This is a genomic window from Paenibacillus guangzhouensis (assembly GCF_009363075.1).
In the GTDB taxonomy this organism is placed as follows: Bacteria; Bacillota; Bacilli; order Paenibacillales; family Paenibacillaceae; genus Paenibacillus_K; species Paenibacillus_K guangzhouensis.
In genome coordinates this window covers 706,195-727,022 of sequence record NZ_CP045293.1, presented here as the reverse complement: position 1 = coordinate 727,022, position 20,828 = coordinate 706,195, and the positions used below count along the sequence as shown (strand labels likewise).

The window sequence follows — 20,828 nt, the reverse complement described above, 5'->3', positions numbered from 1 at the left end:
AGTTAGATCCTCCTAAAACTTTCTCTTACGAGCAGCCTCGGACTTTTTCTTGCGCTTAACACTTGGCTTTTCATAGTGCTTGCGTTTCTTCACTTCAGCCAATACACCATCTTTAGCAATGGAGCGCTTAAAGCGACGAAGTGCAGCATCAATTGTTTCGTTTTTGCGAACTTTAGTTTCAGACACCAGTTTTCCCTCCCTCCGACCAGACCGTCCAAGACGGATAACACGGTTCATCAAATTTCATTATATGTGAAAAGGAAATATGGTGTCAACTATGACTCCATTTCCTATTTCTACTGAGCCTAAAAATTAGTCTCTGCTCCCTACAAGGGCGCCTAATTTCTCTCCCCCGAGCAGATGGTAATGAATATGGAATACCACTTGACCGCTGTCAGGTCCACAATTGTTAATCAAGCGATAACCGGATTCTGCGATGCCTAGCTCCCTAGCGATCTGTTGTGCTGCCTGATGGATTTCACCGATCAGCGCAAGGTCTTCCGCTTCCACATCATTCATCGTCGCGATATGTTTCTTCGGAATGATCAACACATGCTGTGCTGCTGAAGGCTGAATATCATAGAACGCGACAATGCGTTCGTTCTCGAATACTTTCTTCGAAGGGATTGTTCCCTCAACAATTTTACAGAAAATGCAATCCATCTAGGCAACCCCCATGCATAGTATCAGTTCTGATGATTTCGATAATACCATCATACAAAAAAATTAGCCCAGAGTCCAATCCACACGAAAAAAAAGAGCACATGTTAGAGATATACGCCGAGAATCTTGCTGACGATTCTAGGTTGCTTCCTTCCGTGGTAAGGATCAGCGTATATTTCTAACAAGTGCTCAACAAGGATGTCGGTTAATTGTATTATAACAGCAGGATTCATTATACTCTGTGAAGTGTATCACAGAGTATAACAGTTTTCGCTAAATCGATTCTAGAGCAATCGTCGAACCCTCTCCTGATTGCTGTGCAGGCGTTACGACAAGTTTCCGAGGGAGACGGGCCCGAAGTTCAGGCACGTGACTAATGATCCCCACAGTCAACCGATCCAGATGCAGCTTCTCAAGTGCCGTAATCACGGTATCCAACAGCTCAGGATCCAGCGTACCGAATCCTTCATCGAGGAAGAAGAATTGCAGCGGATATTTGCCTTGAAGCTGAATCTGCGCGGATAGGGCTAGCGCCAGTGCGAGTGAAGTCAAGAAGGTCTCTCCGCCCGATAAGGTCGATACCGGGCGCCGAACGCCGCCGTTCGCATCATCTCGAATGACGAATCCACCTGTGGAGTCTACTTCTAAAGCGTAACGCTGCTTGGTCAAGAAGCGTAAACGCTCTGAAGCGGCGCGGCTAACTTGCATCAGCTGCTCTTCCGCGATGAATTCAACGAAGGCATTGCCGCGGAAGACCGCCTGAAGCTGTGATAACCGTTCGAGCAGCGCTTGTTCGACAATACGCTGCTGTTCTAATACAGACCATCGCTCTGCTCTTCGCGTCAGTTCTTCGAGATCTCGTTCTGCCTTCGCTTTCGCACGTACAGCCTCTTCATCCTGAGCCAGCTGCTGCTGCATAGATTGCATCAATTGCTCCCATGCGTCTTCCGAGACTCGCTCGCCTTGAAGTTTCTCTTCAAGCCGCTGAATCTGAGAAGCAAACTGTTGTTGAAGTTGTCGGTGTAACGAAATGGCCTGTTGATAATCAGCCATCTGCTCCTGCGTCAATGTCGCTCGACGCACATCCTCTTGCGGCGTGAATATCGAATCCGACCTTTGCTGAATCCAGATTCGTTCCGCTTGTGCCGCGCGTTCTTCGGCGGATAATGCGGACTGCTGGGCTTGAACGGCTTCTGCTGATAACGTCTGGAGCAGTGTATTCGCTTGGTCTCTTAGAGACTTAGCGGATAGAGCATCGGCACGAAGCGTTGACAACTTCGCTTCTGTCTCAAGAATTAAGCCTGCTACTGTCTGCACAGCTGCATCCAGACCGATAAGTTGTTGAAGTCTGACTTCTTTTTCAAGGACTAGCTGTGATTTCCCTTCGAGTTGAGCCATGATCAAGACGCCGTCCTTCTCTAGCGCTGCAAGTTCTTGACTCTTCGCCAGCAGCTGTGCATTCATCTCATCAATAAAAGGGACGCTGCGTTCCAATCGATCCTGAATATCATGCAGCTGCTCATCTTTGTTCTTCAATTCCAGCAAGATCGATTCGATGGATACCCGCGCAATAGCGGTAGGAATTTGCTTCTCCCACTGTTCAAGCAAGACAGCTCGTTCGTTCGTAATCGATTGAATCATTCGCTGCTGGCTATGATGCAGTTCTTCCAATGCTTGACGATCTGCACGAAGCTGAGAAGACTGACGCTGAAGCCCTGATACACGTGCACGATGCTGCTTTGCGAATTGCTCTAATTGTTCAACCTCCGTGCTGTACTCTTTCTGCGCTGTACGTTGGCTTGCATATGCTGCTTGCAGACCATCTAGCTCGGCCGTCATAGACTGCGAGGCTTCCTCCTGTTCGAGAGATCCTTGCTCTCCCTGCAGCGTCACAGCCGCTTCTAGCTGCGATGATATGCCTGTCCCTTCCATTTCAAGCGCAGTTGGAAGAGCATGCAATCTGGAGATAAGCTGCAAACTCGCCGCTTTCATTTCATGCAGCGCTTGGACTAGAGGCTCTGCCGCAGTAAGTTGTGCGGAGATATCTGCAGACTTATTATCTCGCAGCACCTTATCCTGCTTATCTCGCGAGTGGCTCTGGTGCGCCGTCGAACCGCACACGGGACACGGCTCCCCTTGGACCAATTGTTCGGCAAGCTTGGCGGATAACATCTCAATCTCTTGCTCTCGCTCTACACGCCGCAGCCGAGTAATCTCATCCGTGAGCACCTGTTGTAGGTTTGCGTGCCGCTTCTGTTCGCGATGCAAGGACACGTACAGGCTATGAATCCGATCCAACGTACGAAGATTCTCATCATATATCTCCCGCTCTAAGGCTTCTTGTGCTTGATGCGCTTGTTCGGCTTGCTTCATCCGCTCAGCAATCGCTTCGAGTTCCGATGTTGCCCCCTGCCATTGGCGATCTAAAGCTTCGATGGATTGATGAAGACGATCCGCGCGTTGAACCTGCTCGCGCCATTCCGGACGCACTTCATTCGCTTTTAGCGCTTCAGTTAGCTCCGCTTGACGTTTGAGCGCCTTCTCACGCTGAAGTTGCAGCTTCGCGAGCTGTTCGGTTACGCCAGCTTGTTGTTCTGCATTTTGTGCGTTCCGCTGCGCAAGCTCGGCTGTCTCTTGTTTCAGTTGCTTGCATTCTTGTTCTAAAGAACGAGCTTGTTCTAGATGGTCCAGACGCAGGAGCAGCTTGGGCTCCTGTTCCGATAACTGTCGTTGTCTCTCATCAAATGTCGTTGCAGCCCGTTCAGCAGCTTCGCGCGCATGCTGTTCCTTCTGCGTAACCGTTGCAAGTACTGCCTTGCGTTCCGCCAATTGAAGCGCAGACTGTTCATATTCGTGGAGAAAAGGAATAAGACGTCTTGCTGCATCCGCACGAGTCAACATTTGCTCAAGCTCCGCGATGTGTGGATCCTTTGTTGTCAATTCAGCTTGCTTATGCAAAAGCCCCGATAATTCTAAACCTTGGTCCCGCGTCGCCTTCACGCGATCAACTTCAGTCTCTAACTTCTTGCGTTTCATCCGTTGTTCCTCTGCTTGCTGGCGTGCCTGCTCAAGCGTCTCCGAGGCTTGGCTTACCGTTGCTTCAGAAGCATCCCCTAGTCCCTGCTGCTCTGCGGCAACTTCCTTCAGACGTACGTCGGTCTCCTTCAGACGACGGCTTAGCCCGAACATTAACTCATCGCCATACTTCTCCAAATGGAATAGACGCTGAAGCATCTGTCGGCGTTCACTGCCCTTCAGAGCAAGGAACTCGGCGAACTTCCCTTGCGGCAGCACAACAGCACGCGTGAAATCCGTAATGGTCAGACCGATAATCTCCTCGACACATCGCGTCACATCTGCCAACTTGTCGGCGAGAACGGCTTCTCCTTCCGCCGTAATCTCAACGAAGCGACTTACCGTATTACTAATCGAAATCTCGTTCATTCGTTTGAATCGACGTTCAACGCGGTACCGCTTCGGCCCGTCTACGGACAACAATTCAAAGGTAAAGGACACTGCAAGCTGGTTCTCGTTCAGGTTCATGATCCCTTGCGTTCCATTCGCAGCGCGTTCCACCTTCCCATACATCGCAAGTGTGATTGCATCGAGCACCGTCGACTTACCGCTGCCCGTAGGCCCGAAAATCCCAAACAATCCCGTCTCGCACAGCGCCGTAAAATCGATCTCCTGCGCGTCACGGTAACTCTGAAGGCCAGATAATTTCAAATGGATTGGCTTCATGCCGATTCCCCTCCGTTCTCTAAGGGATTCGAATGATGAATAAGCTCTAAGAACAATTGCACGAGCTCTGGATTCGGCTCCGCTCCCCCGGTCTGCCGCTCATAGAAACGACGGAACAATTCATCGATAGGCATCTCGGATCGATTTGCTAAGAGCAGCTCAGAAGACTCCATTTCCGGATAGATGGGACGAATATTCACAATACCATCGTGCATCTTGCGAAGATGCTGGATTTGCTCCATCGTCATCGCTTCCGTCAATCGGATCTCGAGATCGATCCATGCCCGTGCATCGCGGCCCTCGTCAAGCCAGCGATAGACTTCCTCCATGCCACCCCGCGCCTGCCAGCGAACCAGCGAGCGTCCGCTGCTTAAGAAGATCTCTTGCGGGGAGGCAGCCTGTCCCGGTGCGATATCCAATATCGTCACGGATTTGGCTTGTCCGGCTTCCGAGAAGCTGTAAGCCAGCGGCGATCCGCTGTAGCGAATCATCCCTTCGCCCTTCACCATCTGCGGGCGGTGAAGGTGACCGAGCGCCGTGTACTGGGCGCCGGTCGCAAGTGCAGCGGTGTCTACTGTGTAGGCACCGCCCACCTGAATCGGACGTTCCGAGTCTGATTCCACGCCCCCAAGCACGTAAATGTGACTCATCGCCACATTTACCGTGTCCTTGGCGAACTGCTGCGCTTGCTGGCGCAGCAGACGCCCAACGCGCGCGCTGTACGCGCTGCGGATGCCGGATTCGTCGGCATCCTCCCCCGTCAGAAGCTCGGCGAGCCGAGCTTCTGACGGGTAGGGCAGCGCGGCAACGACCGCGCGCTCGCCCGTGCGCGGCGCCGCGAAGCGCATCACATCGCCGGTCGGGAGACCGGCGATCGTGATGCCTGCTCGCGCGACGAGCGGGCCTACGGCCGCGAGCCGCTCGGGTTGATCGTGATTGCCTGCAATAACGGCAATCGGTCTGCTGCCGCCCGCGGACAAGCGTGCCATCGCTTCGTAGAAGAGCTGCTCCGCACCCGCGGGCGGATTGACGGAGTCATAAATATCTCCCGCGAGCAATATAAGATCAATTTGCTGTTCCTCCGTAAGCCGCACCAATTCGTCCACGAATGCCGCCTGCTCTTCCAATCGGCTTCGGCCTTCCAGCGTTCGGCCAAAATGCCAATCCGCCGTATGCAATATCCGCATCCTGCGTTCCTCCTCTACCTTCCTACTTCCTATTACGACCACGGAACTGTATCAGTAACAGCCGGGGTTTCTATAAGTGCATGTTCAAAAAGTCGGCATTTCAGCACCGAGAAGGTTGCGAGAACCTGAAGTGGCCATGCTTCCGTAGCGAGTTTTTCTTCGAAAAAACTTTTAGAGGAACGGAGTTTAGGCAAAACCTAAATGAGTACCTGAAATGTTTCCAAAGGAAACATACTCCGTAAGCATATGCTCTTCGAAGGTGAACGCAAGATTCGATGTCGATTACACTTCTCGAATCACTTCGTGATCAAATGATGACTTTTTGAACAACCTCTATAAGTGCACGACATGACATCCATCAAAGAAATATAACACCAAGGCATCCACGGGACGTCTCCACATCCGCTCAATCGCCGACTTGTATAGCTCCAATTGGAATCGATAACGCTCCGCCACTTCCATCAAACCCTTTTCCCCTGGGGGAATACGGTCCGTCTTGTAATCGAGCAACACCAGAGCGCCGTCCTCACGTTCATATAGACAGTCGATCACCCCTTGAATTAAGACGGTTTCCCCATCAAGCGATGACAAATCCATCGCCTCAACCTGAAGACGATCCATGTCCGGATGCACCACCGCTTCTTCTTGCATCTTCCTCAAATGGGGGATCGCCTCCGTCGCTTGCAGCCCGAAGCTGAAAGGTATCTCACGTTTGACCCATTTCGCAGCCGTTAACTCTGAACCGATCTCGCTTGCATAGAAGGCTGCGACGCTTGCCGGATCAACCGCTCTTCGCTGTTCATCCGAAATCAAGCGACGCTCCACCATTTGGTTCAACAAAGAACTCACACCGTCCGCATCGATTCCCAGATCAGATCCGATGGGGACATGCTGCATAACTAAGTGATAGACCGTTCCTCGCTCCGTAGGCGTTAGCTTTTTCTTCTCCATGAACCTCGGACGACGAAGATGGAGCGACAAGATCGATTCATCCTCCGACGTCTGACGCATTTCTAACTGCCCTTCGTCCTCATCATCATTCGTAAATATCTCTTGGTACAGCTCCTCCGCAGGATCCTCTTCCTGCATTTGCAGCATCCGTTTCATCTCAGTCACCGTCGTCTTCGCCGCCACGCCGCTTGCCAGATGATGGGGATAGCGCCATTCGAGCCGCTTCGAGATCAAGTTGCGTGCAACAGCTTCAATGCCTATAAGCACGTTCGAATCTACATCCACATCTGAAGGCTCCGCTGTTGGCTCGTCCAACCACAATTCAAGCTGTCCATCAACAATTTCTTGGAGTGCAGTCTCTTCAGATACTGAGGCAGAGGCGTTTGACACCGCTGATTGCAGTCCTGCCACCTGACCCTCCGCCATCTGTCTGACGAGATTTAACTTCGCCATGTATGCATCATCTTGATCGACCGTCTCAAGTCCGACGGCTGCCCACTGCTGGACTTCCTCCGCCGGTACGACGGAGATGTACCACTTCGACGGATCATCCGCCAGACAATCGCCTGCACGGTTCGGCAGCCCTCCTAAGCGCCGTAGTTCAGAGCCGTCGCGATGCCGCATCAATGACGGTGCTATCCAATCCAAATAACTCCGCCCACGTGCCAGCATATAATCAGGCAGCAGCAAATCCGTTTGATCGACCGCTTGTCCCCAGGTCTGCAATTGCTTCTCAACATTACGAACCGAGCCGATGAGATAGAGTTTCTCCTTCGGACGTGTCAATGCAACGTACAGTACCCGCATTTCTTCCGCGAGCAATTCCATCTTGATCTGCCGTTTGATCGCAAGGCTCGGCAGCGTCGGATAGGCCACGCGCAGCTCCTGATCCATATACCTCGGACCGAAGCCAAGCTGCTTGTGCATGAGGAACGATGCGCTCAGATCCTGCTGATTGAACATTTTGGATAAGCCTGCTACGAAGACGACCGGGAACTCCAGCCCTTTGCTCTTATGAATCGTCATGATGCGCACGACATCCTCTTGCTCCCCGAGCGCCCTTGCTGTACCAAGATCCCCTCCATTGTCCTGCATTCGTTCAATAAAACGAAGGAAACGGAACAATCCGCGGAGAGATGTCGACTCATACTGACGAGCCCGATCATATAACGCACGCAAGTTCGCTTGGCGCTGCGTTCCACCCGGTAAACCGCCGACCCAGTCGTAATAGCCTGTCTCGCGATAGATTCGCCACAGCAGCTCAGACAGCGATCCTTGGCGCGCTTCATCTCGCCAATACGCAAGCCGGTCCATGAAGCGCCGCAGCTTCGTAAGCAACCCTCGTTCGACAGACAGATCGTCCCTCCTGACCTCATCCTCCATCGTCAGCTTCACCATGGCTTCATAGAAAGTAAGTCCTTTGCCATGCAGACGAATTTGCGCAAGCTCCTCTGCGGTCAGATTCACGATCGGAGACCGAAGCACGCCCGCGAGCGGGATGTCTTGCACCGGATTGTCGATGACCTTCAACAAGGAGATCATCACTTCCACTTCCGTCGCTTCAAAATAACCCGTATTCAATTCTGCATAGGCTGGGATCCCTTCCAACCTCAGCTGCTCAATCATCAGAGGTGCCCATTGCTGCGTTGCCCGCAGCAGAATAACGATGTCGCGATACGTAACGCTGCGCATGCCTTTCAGAAACTTGTCATAGACTTGGAACGGCGTGCCGTATTCACCCATCAGCTGCCGAATTTGGGTCGCAATCAACCGCGCTTCAAGCTGAGCTGTCATGAGTTCCTCAGCATCCAGCTGCGCTGCACGGTGCATGGACGCTCCACCCTCTTCTTCGCCATTGGAGACTTCTGTATCAGCTGACTCATCATCAAGCGGCTCAACGCCTTGCGTACCCGCTCCATTGCCGCGATCAATTAACCACAGCTCTGCCGGGTATTCCTGTCCGAACGCCTCTTCTCCTACGGGATATTTTGCTCCGCACACAAGCTCAGCACGTTCGTCGTAATCGATCTCTGCAACAGAGGCATTCATAATTTGGCGGAAAATCGTGTTGACCGCATCTACAATCTCTTGGCGGCTGCGGAAATTCCGCGCTAGATCAATACGTAGTCCCTGTCCCTTGCTCATGGCTGGGTAGGACTTATATTTGTTCAAGAATAAGCCTGGTTCTGCCAGACGGAATCGATAAATACTTTGCTTCACGTCGCCGACCATGAACCGGTTACCCGCTCCTGGCCTGGATATTAAGGATACGATTGCTTCCTGTACCATATTCGTATCTTGGTATTCGTCGAGCAGCACTTCAGCGAACTGTGTCTGGTACTCCAGCGCAGCGCCCGAAGGATACGTCTCTTCGAGCGTAGAAGCTGGATGCCTTAGAATTTGCAAGCAATAATGCTCCAAATCCGAGAAGTCAACGAGTCCTTTCGCCCGTTTGGCCTGCTCGTACTTCTCGCCGAAGCTTAAGACGAACTCAGCCAACGTACGCATGAGCGGTGCAAGTGTCTGCATCTCTCCTAAGAAGAGTTCAGGAGGCCTGCGGAATAATTCTTCCTGCATTGCTGTTAACAGCTTCTTCACTTGATCTCGCAGCCCTTTGACCTGATCCTGCAATTCCTTGTTGTATTGCTCTCCGCGGCAAGCCTTCAATTTCCCGAATGCCATCGACGCAAAATGCTCATAGAGCATCTCCCATGGCGCTTCCTCTGCCGCATCACGAAGCGATAGTACCATACTCATGTCTTCCATCAACGTATCCCGATAAGGCACCGGCCCGCCAGGCTGCTCGATCAACATCATGGCTTGCCGAAGAACACCAACGATCCCGTTCAACTGCAGCCGCACATCCGCAACCACGCTCTGCGCCCAAGCACTCTGTCCGAGCATCGATACATCCTCAACAGCGAACGCATCTGCCATCGTGTAGAGCCACTCACGAGGCCACGGATGACTTCGAGAGAAATCATAGAGCGACTGGACAAGTCGTACCATCGCCTCATCGCTGCGTTCACCGCTGAACCAATCCACAAGCTTACGGAAATCGCTATCCTCGGCATCTTCCGCATAATGCGCTTCGAATAGATCCTCGAGCACTTCCTGACGAATGAAGTCAGCCTCCGTCTCATTGGCAATCCGAAAAGCCGGATCGAGTGGAATCAACTGAAAATACCGCTGAATCACTTCCAAGCAAAAGGAGTGCAATGTCGTAATCGATGCCCGGTTCATCAGGGCAAGCTGGCGCCGCAAGTGCTCGGAGTCCGGATTTTTATCCAGTTCTTTCTCGAGCGCTTCCCGAATCCGTTCACGCATTTCCGCCGCCGCAGCCTTCGTAAAGGTTGCGACAAGCAGTTGATCGACATTCAGCGGCTCTTCCTCAGAAGCAATCTTTCGTATGATCCGTTCAACCAGTACCGCGGTTTTTCCTGAACCCGCTGCAGCAGCAACAAGAATATTCTCCCCGCCCCGCACGATCGCGCTCCATTGATCATCAGTCCACTGACTGCCTTCCGGCTTCGGCACAACATTATTGTTCATCGTCATCGCTTGCCCCTCCCTTCTGCTCTAATAAATTCCACACGTCATCTTTCTTCGGCTTCGCAAGCTTCTTGAAGTGATTCCCTTCGACTAACTCATCGAATTGGCAGACCGGCTTATAGGAGCAATGATCGCAAGCCGTCGTCTGCGCAATTTTGTAAGGTTCTATCGCTACTTCACCATTCGTAATATCTGTACCGATACGGCGGATCGTAGATCTCACCGCCGTCCGCAGCGTGTCCCACTGATCCATCGACGCGACTGAAGCATTGCTGTAGAAGCCTCCGTCTGCCTTCACAGCAACGGGCAGCACCTGCGAATAGCCTTTGTCGAGCGATGCATCCATTAAGGACACAGCCTCCCGATCTGCCAGCACGAGCCCCTTCATCTTGAATCGTTTGAGCGTCTGTTCATGCGCTTGTTCGCGCGACAGCCCGTTCGAGGCTTGCAGTAACGGGTTGTGTACATGGAAGTACAACGTCCCTGCCGGCAATGCTTTCTCGCCTAGCCACACTTCCGCATTTGTGAGGAGCACGTCGAGGTACGTCAGCATTTGAAGGGATAGACCATAATACACCTCATGCAGCTTGAGATCCGTTTGACTCGACTTATAATCGATGACGCGCAGCATGACGCCTTTGTCGCCTTCCGCCTTATCCACGCGGTCAATCCGTCCGACGATCTCCATCGTACAGCCGTTATCCAGCGTAAATTGCAGTGAAGGGAGCGGCTTATCCGGTCCAAAATCAAGCTCCAGACCAATCGGCTCGAACGACCCTCGTCGAGCATGCTCCCCTAAGATCGCTGCGGCACGCCCCACGATTTCTTTTAATTTGCGTGCGATATATCCAAACCGTTTGGAGCTGAGCAATATTTCCCCTTGCAGGCGCGGCGTCAGCGCATCCACAATCTTCTCTGCTTCAAATCGGCATTCTTCCGGCGTTAAATCGCCCCAATGGCGATTCTCTTCTTTGAACTGTACGGCCATCTGGCTGAGCGCCGCATGAAACAACTGCCCGATGTCCGGCGCTTCTAGTCGGAATAACTGCCGTTCCTTCAGTTTGAGCCCATGCGATGCAAAATGAGCGAAAGGACAAGAGACATACTTCTCCATCCGCGATACACTCGATTTCAAATGCGCGCCATACAATTTTCTACTGGTCTCGGCTCCCAGCGAAGCGACGTCATTGCGATAGAATAACGACTGCAGCAGCATCTGAAGCTTCGGCTGCCACGCTTCTTGATTCGCGAACCAATCGAATACTTGCCACCAGAACTCCGCAATATCAAGTCCGCGTCGCCATTGGCGAAGTTGTACGATCAGGTACGACAATGTCCGTTCCGGATGAGCAATGTAACGGAGCTGCTCTTCCGTAGACTGAAGCGGATGCGGTTCACCTGTGAGCAGCCGTTCCTGAATTCCTGGGAAAATCGTCCGTAAATGACGCATCAACTCGGATGGAAGCAGCGTTCTGCCTTCCTCATCGGCAAGCGGATAACTCACCCATAAATGCTCGCTAGGCGTCGTCAAGGCTTGATAAATAATAAAACGCTCATCCAGCAATTTGCGACGAATGCCGGGCGCAAGTCGCAGCCCGATCTCTTCCAGTCGCTCCCTCTCCTGCTCAGTCAAGACACCATCTTCGATCGCCCTTGCCGGTATGACGCCGTCATTTACACCCAGCATGAAGCAGTGTTTGATCTGACCTGAACGTGTACGATCCATGCTGCCTATGAGGACTTGATCCAGCGCAGCCGGGACGAGGGCGAGCTTCATGCTCTCAAGGCCTGTCTCCACCACGCCGGCGAACAGCTCGATGCTTAGTTCTTCGTCACCCATCATCTCAACGATTTGATCGAGCATATCGATCACATTGCCCCATAATTGCCGATGTTCCTTGGCCCGCTGCGGCTGCCCTGCGAGCACCTGCTCATGGCTCATGCGATCAAGCCGATTAGCCGCCTCAACACGAACGAGCAGACTATACACCGCTTCACACATACCGCGTACGTTACGCGCATTTTTGAGTGCCTTCTCAAAAGCATGCAGCGGCTGCACAATTCGTTCACGGCATTGTTCAAGCTCATCGTTCGAATCCATCTCGAGTTCTAATTCCGTTGCGCTCGCATCCTCATTTGGATCCAGCGAGACTGCATGCATCTTCCGCCAAGGCCGGCCATCGGTCCACCGCGAGCCTTGAATTCCCGTTGCAAGGACATAATTTTCTAGTTTATCCATCTCATGTCGGCCAACGCTTCCATCTGCCGGCAAGAGAAAATCCGTTTTGATCGCGCGAAACACAGCGTCATAACGCCAATGATTCGACACGATTTCAAGGGAGGACCGAATGAATTCAACTAACGGATGATGCAGTACTTTTCTCTTCTGATCAAGGAAGTAAGGAATATCATGGTCCGTAAAAATGGTCGTAACCAGCTCTTCATAATCCGCAATATTACGTACCATAATCGCCATCTCACGCCAACGGACGCCGCGTTCTCTAGATAGTCTCAGCATCTCGCGAACGACACCCTCAACCTCTGCCCGGCGATTCACAGCGCCATACAGGGTAACCCCGCATGCAGGGTTATCCGGCTGCACGATCGTTGTATCAACCATGCGCATGGGAGTACGGCGATCATACGCCCGTTCGAGATGGGATAGCATCGGACTGTGAAGGTAGCGCGGAAGAGGCGAATCCTCGAGCACAATCGAAGGTTCCACGGGAACAGACAGCTGCTCGGCTAGCGCACGAATCTGCATATAGGTCGTCGCAGCAGGATGGAACAGCTCGAGTTCATGAGGCGGCACTCCATCGTCATAGGGCTTATCCACACAGCAAGTGATCGTTACACGTGCCGCATACTTTACGATTTGTTCCAAGACCTGGTATTCTTGCGGCGTAAACCCATGGAATCCGTCAATCCAAATCTCCGTATTCGCGATGGACGCGATCTGCGGCAACCCCTCAGCGAGGAGAGCAAGATAATGCTCCGAATCGACATAACGATTCGCAAGCGATTGCTCGAACTCCCGATAGATCAGCGTAATATCATGAAGCTTGTCCTGCACAATTGTCTGACTGCTCATATGCTGTGCAGCGAATGCTTCATGCTCTTCGAGCTGCGTGACATCAAGGCAATACCGCTTGAATTCGTTGTAGAGTTCATTCAGTTTATCGACAAAACCGAGCTGATCCGCCGATTTCCCGAACAGACGAAGCTCCTTCTGATGACGGTGGATAATAGTATAGAGCAGCATTTTCTTGCCTTCATCATTAATCGGAAGCAAGGCTGTACCGCCAATTTCTTGCATGACCCGAAAGGCAAGCCGCCTGAAGCTAAGGACTTGACCTCGAATCATTCCCTGCACATCCGGCGAGTTCACGATAGCATGCTCGACTTGAAATGTCCCCTGTTCTGGCACCAAGATCATGAGTGGCGCGCCGTCCGGCTGCTGCCGCAGCTTCTCCTTGACCTCGTTCAGGATATAGTGCGTCTTGCCGCTGCCCGAGCGGCCGATTACGAATTGAATTGACATGCAGCTCCCCCTTAGTTACAAACGTCCGTTCTGCTTTATCTATCTATATTAACATATTTGGACGATTTGTTGTGCTGTGGAAGAAGATGTCGAATGAAGTGGAAAATCGAGGGTTAACACGTAGGAGCAAAACCTTGTTCGCTAACGAATATCTGATCTTCATCAAAATGAGGTTTAAGCGTTGCGATCACGCGGAGATAAGCCTCAGGATCATACCATCCGGCTTGATCTTCCGTATATAGCTTGGAAATACCTAGCGCCTTGGTACGTTTCCCTTGATTGCCATCACCCATAAAATAATCGTCTACACAGACACGGCGAGATGCCTGTGACAACCATGCCCCAAATGCTTCCGAGCTTGGTAAGACGGGGGCCACCGTTGCTTGTGTTGGCAATCCTGCTTCGGTCAACTGACGTAATGCGTTGTAACGCGCCATAATCGGCGGTGCCGATGGCGTGAACTGCTTCCGCACAGCCTCCAAGTCCGTCTCGATCGTCATGCTGATCCGAATGCGATCCTGTAGCTGTTCGAATAAGTCCATATCCCGCGTTACAAGCGGACTGCGTGTCTGAACGAATAGAAAATCCGGTTTCTCTACCGCCATGACTTCAAGCAGTGAGCGTGTGATGCGCGCTTCATATTCAACTGGTTGATACGGATCTGTGCTCGATGACATAAAAATCGTCACCGGCCCTTTCTTCTTAGCACGGATCAATTCTTTGCGAAGAAGCTCGGCTGCCCCCTGCTTCATATCAACCCAGGTACCCCAAGGCTGACTACGAAATATAGACACGGGCAGCTTTCGCACATAACAAAAAGAGCAAGCGAAAGCGCAGCCCGTGTAAGGGTTCAAAGAGTGTGAATATCCTTTCAGGAACCCGCCCGTCGCCGTGAGTATGCTTTTCGGCTGTGTGGCTTTTAACTCTGGCTGCACTTCGTCTTCCCCTCCCAATGGTTGATCTATTACTTGCTGCGTACTTCGAACACGGCGAACTTCAAATAATGCCCTTCCGAAACACCGAGAATCTGCGGATGATCTTTACCTGCGGCACGCCATTCCACCAGTCGTAGAATTTTGCCTGCGTCCTTCGCCGCTTCTTGTATCGTCTCCAGGAACAAATCCGGTCGCATATGGTACGAACAACTTGCCGTGACGAGATATCCGCCTTCATTTACTAATTTCATGCCGTGCAAATTAATATCCTTGTATCCGCGGCATGCGCCTGCGACTGCGCTGCGCGTCTTCGCAAAGGCCGGCGGGTCCAGAATGACAACGTCCCATGTGCGGCCCGTCTGTGCATTCAGCTTCACCGAAGTATCCACCTTCACATCCTGCTGCGCTCTGGCTGAACGTTCTTCGGCGCCTTTGACCTGCGAACGCAAGTAATCAAACGCATCGGCAACGACGAATTCGACGCGATCCGTAAAGCCGTTCAGCTCCACATTTTTTTTCGCACTTTCAATGGCGTGCTCCGAAATATCCAGACAAGTCACTTTCTTGGCACCGTATTTGCACGCATTTAGCGTAAAGCTGCCGGTATGCGAGAAACATTCCAGCACCGACGCGCCGTCCCAATATGGGAAGGTAACGACTTTGCCGTTAGCATTCACGGGTTTGCGTTCCATCACGCCGTCCACGTCAACCTCTTGCATGTGTATACCGCTGCGGCGGCCCCAGCCTCTCATCAGCGGCTCAATCGAAGCGCGGTTCTCGCGTTGATCGAAGAAATAACCCGTCTTCTGCCCATGGACAATATCCACTTCGACGATCAGATCATTCTCACGGACCTGCACATGTCTTGGACATTCGCCGTACAACAGCCCCGTCGTCTGTTCTAGTCCTTCCAATTCACGGATAGGCACATCGCTGCGCTCATAGATGCCTTGCGGATGCATCACTTCGACCAAGGCGGAGACAATTGCTTCGCGATGCACATCCATCCCAAGCGTCAGAATCTGCACGACAAGTACATCTGCGAACCGATCCACGATCAAGCCGGGTAGGAAATCTGCTTCGCCATAGACAAGACGATAGGCATTTGCTTCCCCAAGAAACCGTTCCCGGTGCGTTAGACATTGGGTAAATTGTTTCACGAAAAACGCGTGATCCATCGTCGTAAGCGGCTGATAGGATACGACGCGCACAGTAATCGTCGATGCGGGGTTAAAGTAGCCTACCGCGAGGAACTTGCCCTTCTCGCTGATGATTTGCACGAGATCGCCCGGCTTTGCTTCACCTTCGACTCGATCGATTTCGTTATTATAAATCCAAGGATGGCCTTGCTCCACCCTTTTCTTGCGATTTTTCTGTAATATGACTGCTGCCATTCGTTTGTTCTCCTCTCCCAGACAAAAATGCTTGTCATGGTCGTCCTATTCTATTCATACCTTTTTAGAAGACCTATATATAGAGTGCGTTATGCCTATCTTCTCTAAAGGAGTCTTTTTATGTTCACATCGATTATTATTCCACTTTGTTACGGATTCGCCATGTTCCTCTTCGGCATGAAGTTGATGGAGCTGGCACTGCACATCTGGGCTGGCCCATACCTTACCAAAGCCATCGCCGTCTCGACCAAAACGCCGCTACGCGGCTTACTATTCAGTACCGGAATAACCGCACTCCTGCAGAGCAGCACGGCAATCACGGTCATCACCATCGGGCTCGTCAACGCGGGACTCTTACCGTTCGCCAGCTCGCTAGGCATTATACTCGGCAGCAATATCGGCACCTGTCTAACGACAGAGCTCATTGGTCTTAACCTCAATCAATATGCACTGCCCCTGCTGCTCGTATCCTTAGGCATTTGGGCCTTAGCGGTAACCCTGGGAGAATATAAATGGAGGACACTGCATTCAATTGCGTCCTGGATTCGGACCTCGCAATATTTGTCCCTTGCCGTCGTTGGATTCTCTCTCATCCTCATCGGTATCGAAAAAATGAAATCCATCGCTCCAGCCTTACAAGCTCGAGGCCTCTTCAACTGGTTTCTGGAACAGTCGGCACAAAGTCTACTCTGGGGGCTTGCAGCAGGCGCCTGTATCACAGCCTTAATTCATAGCAGCGCAGCGATGATCGGGCTGACGATGGGTTTAGCTTCTATGAACGCGATTCCTGTGGAACTCGGGATCGCTATCGTCATCGGCTCGAATATCGGGACTTGCGTCACGGCTCTGATCGCATCGCTAGGAGGAAGCCGCTCGGGCCGTCAAGTCGCATGGACACATGTTGTATTAAACGTCGGTGGTGCGATCCTCTTCTATCCTTTTCTTGAACAACTTCACACCGTCTCCAGCTGGATGACACCTGATCCGGCCGCTCAAGTTGCGCACGCCCAGACTATTTTCAATGTCGTAAGCTCCCTCGTTGCCCTGCCGCTATGTTACCTGCCCGTCTGGCAACGCATGCGTTCAGAGATCTAACGCACGCATGAATCTAGTACGTGCCGCCTTCTGCCGGCTTGTTCCCTGTCACGATCTGAATACCTGCACTCGCGCCAATCCGCGTTGCTCCAGCTTCGATCATCCGCAACGCGGTTTCTTGATCTCGAACGCCGCCAGATGCCTTCACACCAATATGCGGCGATACATGCGCACGCATTAACCGAATATCCTCAACCGTTGCTCCGCCTTTACCAAAACCAGTCGAAGTCTTCACATAATGCGCCCCCGCCTGCTCAGCGCATCTGCAAGCCGAAATCTTCTCATCGTCCGTAAGCATGCCTGTCTCGAAGATGACTTTCACAATTGCCTTGCCCTGTACCATCCGAACGACTTGGGCAATGTCCTCTTGCACCGCCTCAAGCTTACCTGCTCGAAGCAATCCAACCTGTAGGACCATGTCAATCTCCGCCGCACCGTCTTCCACCGCTTTCGCTGCTTCAAATGCCTTCACGATACTTGAATTCGCGCCAAGCGGGAAACCGACAACCGCAGCGATACGGACATTCGTGCCCTCTAGCAGCTCGCGGCATTTCGCAACCCATACACCATTCACGCATACGCTGTAAAATTGATATTGTTTGGCTTCCTCGCAAAGCTTCACGATGTCCGTCTCATTGGCATCCGGTTTTAATAAGGTATGATCTACATATTGAGCTAGCTGTACAGCATTGATCATGCGAAATCCACCTCTACCTGCAACCATTCCAACGCTTTTTGTAAAATGCGATCGTTATTATCGTATCCTTGCTGTTTCTGTTGTAACCACGCCTCTTGCGGAGAGAACCAAGATACGCCGTCGATCTCTTCGACCTGCGCTTGCAGATCTCCCTCTAACGCTTCCACGACATAATAATGAACGATTTTCTCCGTCTCCCCGTGGACAGGATGGGTATAGACATAAGAAATTTGATCGATCGGTGCCACGATACGACCGATCATGCCCGTCTCTTCTTGAATCTCACGAAGAGCTGTCTCTTCGATCGTCTCGCCGGGCTCCATCTTGCCTTTCGCAAGCGAAATTTTACCGAACCGATCTCGAATTAATTGAATTTCCAATCCTGCTGGGCTTTTGCGGTAGACGACACCGCCTGCGCTGATCTCTTGCATGGCATAACTTCCTCTCTGGTTTCTTTATCTAAAATAAACTGTTGCCTCCCCCTAAATCCCCCTCCAGAGGAGAGGGACCCCAGAGGGTACCCCTCTGGACTCCCGAAAGGGGCGAAGGAGGTACTGCTATATGTATCTAGATGAGTCTGTAGATTGAGCGCTATCGACTCATGTGGTTTGACCCTAGTGTCAAACCGCATGAGTCACGCTGTACTGTACAAGGACCTATCTACGGGTCAGACTAAGATATTTCCTAGGCAATAAAGCACATTAACTATTTTACCCTGAAATAAGCACGCACGCCATAAAGCGTGTTTAGCCGAGGTTCCCGGAGGGAATCTCGGCTAAACGATAGCGATCCTTGCACATATTGACTCACAACCACGTCCCTAAATCCCACACTCAATTTCAGGAGTCCAGAGGGCAAGCCCTCTGGGGTCCTCCTAAGAGCTTTCTGAAAGAAAGCTGGCATCGTAAGCATAAGGGGGATTTAGGGGGTGGATATTATTTATCCCACTTGCTGCTCCTCGATCACACGTACGAGCGCACCCATGCACTCGTTCACGCCCGCTTCGGTCACTTTTACTCGGCAGAGTTTACCGATCAAGGACTCGTCACCCTCGAAGATGACTTGCAGGTAATTATCAGAGTAACCCATAACTTTTCCTGTACCTGGCGCGCCTTTATAATCACGCTCAGGAATAATGTCAAGCACTTGGCCGACGAATTGCTCGGCGTAAGCAAACTGCATTTTCTCAGACAAGTCGATCAGTTCATGCACGCGTGCGTGCTTCACTTCCTCATCCACTTGATCCTCCATCCGCGCTGCAGGCGTACCTGTACGCTTCGAATAAGGGAAGACGTGCATTTCCGAGAATTTGATCTTCTCCATGAACTCATAACCTTTACGGAACTGCTCGTCCGTCTCGCCAGGGAACCCTACGATGACGTCCGTCGTGATTGCAACATCCGGCATCGCTTCTTGAATGCGAGCAATTTTGGTCGCGAACTCTTCGACCGTGTATTTACGGCGCATGCGCTTCAAGACATCGTTATCGCCTGCTTGCAGCGGAATATGCAGATGACGGCACATTTTGGAAGACTTCTTCAGCACTTCAAGCACTTCTTCCGTAATCTGGCTCGCTTCAATCGAACTGATTCGGATACGCTCAAGTCCTTCGACTTTGTCCAGATCCCACAGCAGATTAGCAAGACGATAGTTCTCTAAATCATCTCCGTACCCACCCGTGTGAATGCCTGTAAGGACGATTTCTTTGTAGCCTGCCGCGACCAGTTGCTTCGCTTGCTCAACGACACTTTCCGGCGCACGGCTGCGGGACAACCCGCGAGACCATGGAATAATGCAGAAAGTACAGAAGTTATTGCATCCTTCTTGAATTTTGAGGAATGCGCGTGTGCGTTCTGCGAAATCCGGTACATCCAGTTCTTCGAACTCACGCGTCTTCATAATGTTGCGTACCGCATTAATTGGCTGACGTTCTTGTTGAAGCTGTTCAATGTACGGCATAATTTTATCCCGATCTTGTGTCCCAATGACGAGGTCTACGCCCGGAATATCCAGGATCTCTGCTGGCGAGGTCTGCGCGTAGCAGCCTGTTACCGCAATGATCGCATCCGGGTTACGGCGTACCGCACGGCGAATAATTTGACGGCTCTTCTTATCGCCGGTATTCGTTACGGTACATGTATTAATGAGGTATACGTCAGCAGTCTGTGTCTCAAAATCAACTTGTTCATAACCTTCATTCTTGAACAGTTGCCAGATCGCTTCCGTATCATAGAAGTTAACTTTACAGCCCAGGGTGTAAAATGCTACAGATGGCATTCTCTACACGCCTCCCATCTCTCCAGATTCATAGAAAAGGCACGTGAGCGCGACCATAGCAGCCGTCTCCGTGCGTAATATACGTCTTCCAAGTCCAACAGACTTCGCGCCCGCCGCTTCGGCAGCCTCCATCTCCTGCACGGTAAAACCGCCCTCAGGACCGACCATCACCATGACCTGTACGGCACGGTCCCGGCTGATGTCTGCAACGAATGGCTGTACCACATCGCGTAGCTGAAGCCCTTCTTCCTTCTCATAACAGAACAACACTAAATCATACGACGCCAATCGACCTAGCATCTGCTTCCATGTGCTCGCAGACTCGACTTCAGGCACGCGATTGCGATGGGCTTGCTCAGCAGCTTCCTTCGCAATTTTGCCCCAGCGTTCGACCCGCTTCGCTTCTTTCTTAGCATCGTATTGGACAATTGTACGCTCTGACATATACGGAATGAATCGCACCGCGCCAATCTCCGTACATTTCTGAATGACGGTCTCCATCTTGTCGCCTTTAGGTAGACTTTGAGCTACGGTCACTTGCAGCTGGGGCTCCTGCGTGAGCTCGATTCGCTCCACAATTACCGCCGTTACCCCGCTCACTTCAATATCTGTCACCTCGACCAAGGCTTCTTGACTCACGCCGTCGCTTACAATAAACTTCTCGCCAACGCGAGCACGCATAACTTTGCTAATATGATGGGCATCATCGCCCGTAATCATAACTGAATGTTCGCCAAATTGCTCCGGCGCAATAAAATATCTCTGCATATCTCATCGTTCCTAATCCGTTTATCA

General features: G+C 51.8%; 13 protein-coding genes. 1 reads left to right on the top strand and 12 read right to left on the bottom strand.

Going from position 1 to position 20,828, the window contains the following annotated elements:
- Positions 1–12: 12 nt before the first annotated feature.
- The 8 genes from rpsU to GCU39_RS02935 form a co-directional block, all read right to left on the bottom strand.
- Positions 13–186: a 30S ribosomal protein S21 gene (rpsU, locus tag GCU39_RS02970; protein WP_005547957.1), complete on the bottom strand. Its 174-nt coding sequence runs from the start codon at positions 184–186 to the stop codon at positions 13–15.
- 126 nt (positions 187–312) lie between these two features.
- Positions 313–663, bottom strand: coding sequence for a histidine triad nucleotide-binding protein (locus GCU39_RS02965; protein ID WP_152392145.1), 351 nt, complete (start codon positions 661–663; stop codon positions 313–315).
- A 273-nt stretch (positions 664–936) separates the two neighbouring features.
- Positions 937–4,404: an AAA family ATPase gene (locus GCU39_RS02960; protein ID WP_152392144.1), complete on the bottom strand. Its 3,468-nt coding sequence runs from the start codon at positions 4,402–4,404 to the stop codon at positions 937–939.
- A complete protein-coding gene (locus GCU39_RS02955; RefSeq protein WP_152392143.1) occupies positions 4,401–5,591 on the bottom strand; it encodes an exonuclease SbcCD subunit D in 1,191 nt (396 codons plus the stop codon). Before GCU39_RS02955 ends, GCU39_RS02960 begins: the two co-directional genes overlap by 4 nt.
- A 333-nt stretch (positions 5,592–5,924) precedes the next feature.
- Positions 5,925–10,100 carry a helicase-exonuclease AddAB subunit AddA gene (addA, locus tag GCU39_RS02950; RefSeq protein ID WP_152392142.1) on the bottom strand — a complete coding sequence of 1,392 codons (4,176 nt, stop codon included), beginning with the start codon at positions 10,098–10,100 and terminating at the stop codon, positions 5,925–5,927.
- Positions 10,084–13,635, bottom strand: coding sequence for a helicase-exonuclease AddAB subunit AddB (addB, locus tag GCU39_RS02945; protein ID WP_152392141.1), 3,552 nt, complete (start codon positions 13,633–13,635; stop codon positions 10,084–10,086). The genes addA and addB overlap by 17 nt, the downstream gene beginning before the upstream one ends.
- Positions 13,636–13,748: 113 nt before the next feature.
- The gene (locus GCU39_RS02940; RefSeq protein ID WP_152392140.1) at positions 13,749–14,570 is read right to left on the bottom strand and encodes an SPL family radical SAM protein; all 822 of its coding nucleotides are present in this window, start codon (positions 14,568–14,570) and stop codon (positions 13,749–13,751) included.
- A gap of 29 nt (positions 14,571–14,599) precedes the next feature.
- Positions 14,600–15,964, bottom strand: a complete 1,365-nt coding sequence (locus GCU39_RS02935) for a class I SAM-dependent rRNA methyltransferase (RefSeq protein ID WP_152392139.1) — start codon at positions 15,962–15,964, stop codon at positions 14,600–14,602.
- Between the two features lie 120 nt (positions 15,965–16,084).
- On the opposite strand from GCU39_RS02935, the gene GCU39_RS02930 reads away from it, so the two are divergent.
- Positions 16,085–17,059, top strand: a complete 975-nt coding sequence (locus GCU39_RS02930; protein WP_152392138.1) for a Na/Pi cotransporter family protein — start codon at positions 16,085–16,087, stop codon at positions 17,057–17,059.
- A 13-nt stretch (positions 17,060–17,072) separates the two neighbouring features.
- Here GCU39_RS02930 and deoC read toward each other — a convergent pair whose 3' ends face one another.
- The 4 genes from deoC to GCU39_RS02910 form a co-directional block, all read right to left on the bottom strand.
- A complete protein-coding gene (gene deoC / locus GCU39_RS02925) occupies positions 17,073–17,756 on the bottom strand; it encodes a deoxyribose-phosphate aldolase (protein ID WP_152392137.1) in 684 nt (227 codons plus the stop codon).
- Positions 17,753–18,187 (bottom strand): NUDIX hydrolase, encoded by a 435-nt coding sequence (locus GCU39_RS02920; RefSeq protein ID WP_152392136.1) that lies wholly within the window; start codon positions 18,185–18,187, stop codon positions 17,753–17,755. The genes deoC and GCU39_RS02920 overlap by 4 nt, the downstream gene beginning before the upstream one ends.
- Before the next feature lie 508 nt (positions 18,188–18,695).
- Positions 18,696–20,033 carry a tRNA (N(6)-L-threonylcarbamoyladenosine(37)-C(2))-methylthiotransferase MtaB gene (gene mtaB / locus GCU39_RS02915; protein ID WP_152392135.1) on the bottom strand — a complete coding sequence of 446 codons (1,338 nt, stop codon included), beginning with the start codon at positions 20,031–20,033 and terminating at the stop codon, positions 18,696–18,698.
- A gap of 3 nt (positions 20,034–20,036) precedes the next feature.
- Entirely contained in the window at positions 20,037–20,801 is a 765-nt protein-coding gene (locus GCU39_RS02910) for an RsmE family RNA methyltransferase (protein WP_152392134.1), read from the bottom strand.
- Positions 20,802–20,828: the final 27 nt, after the last annotated feature.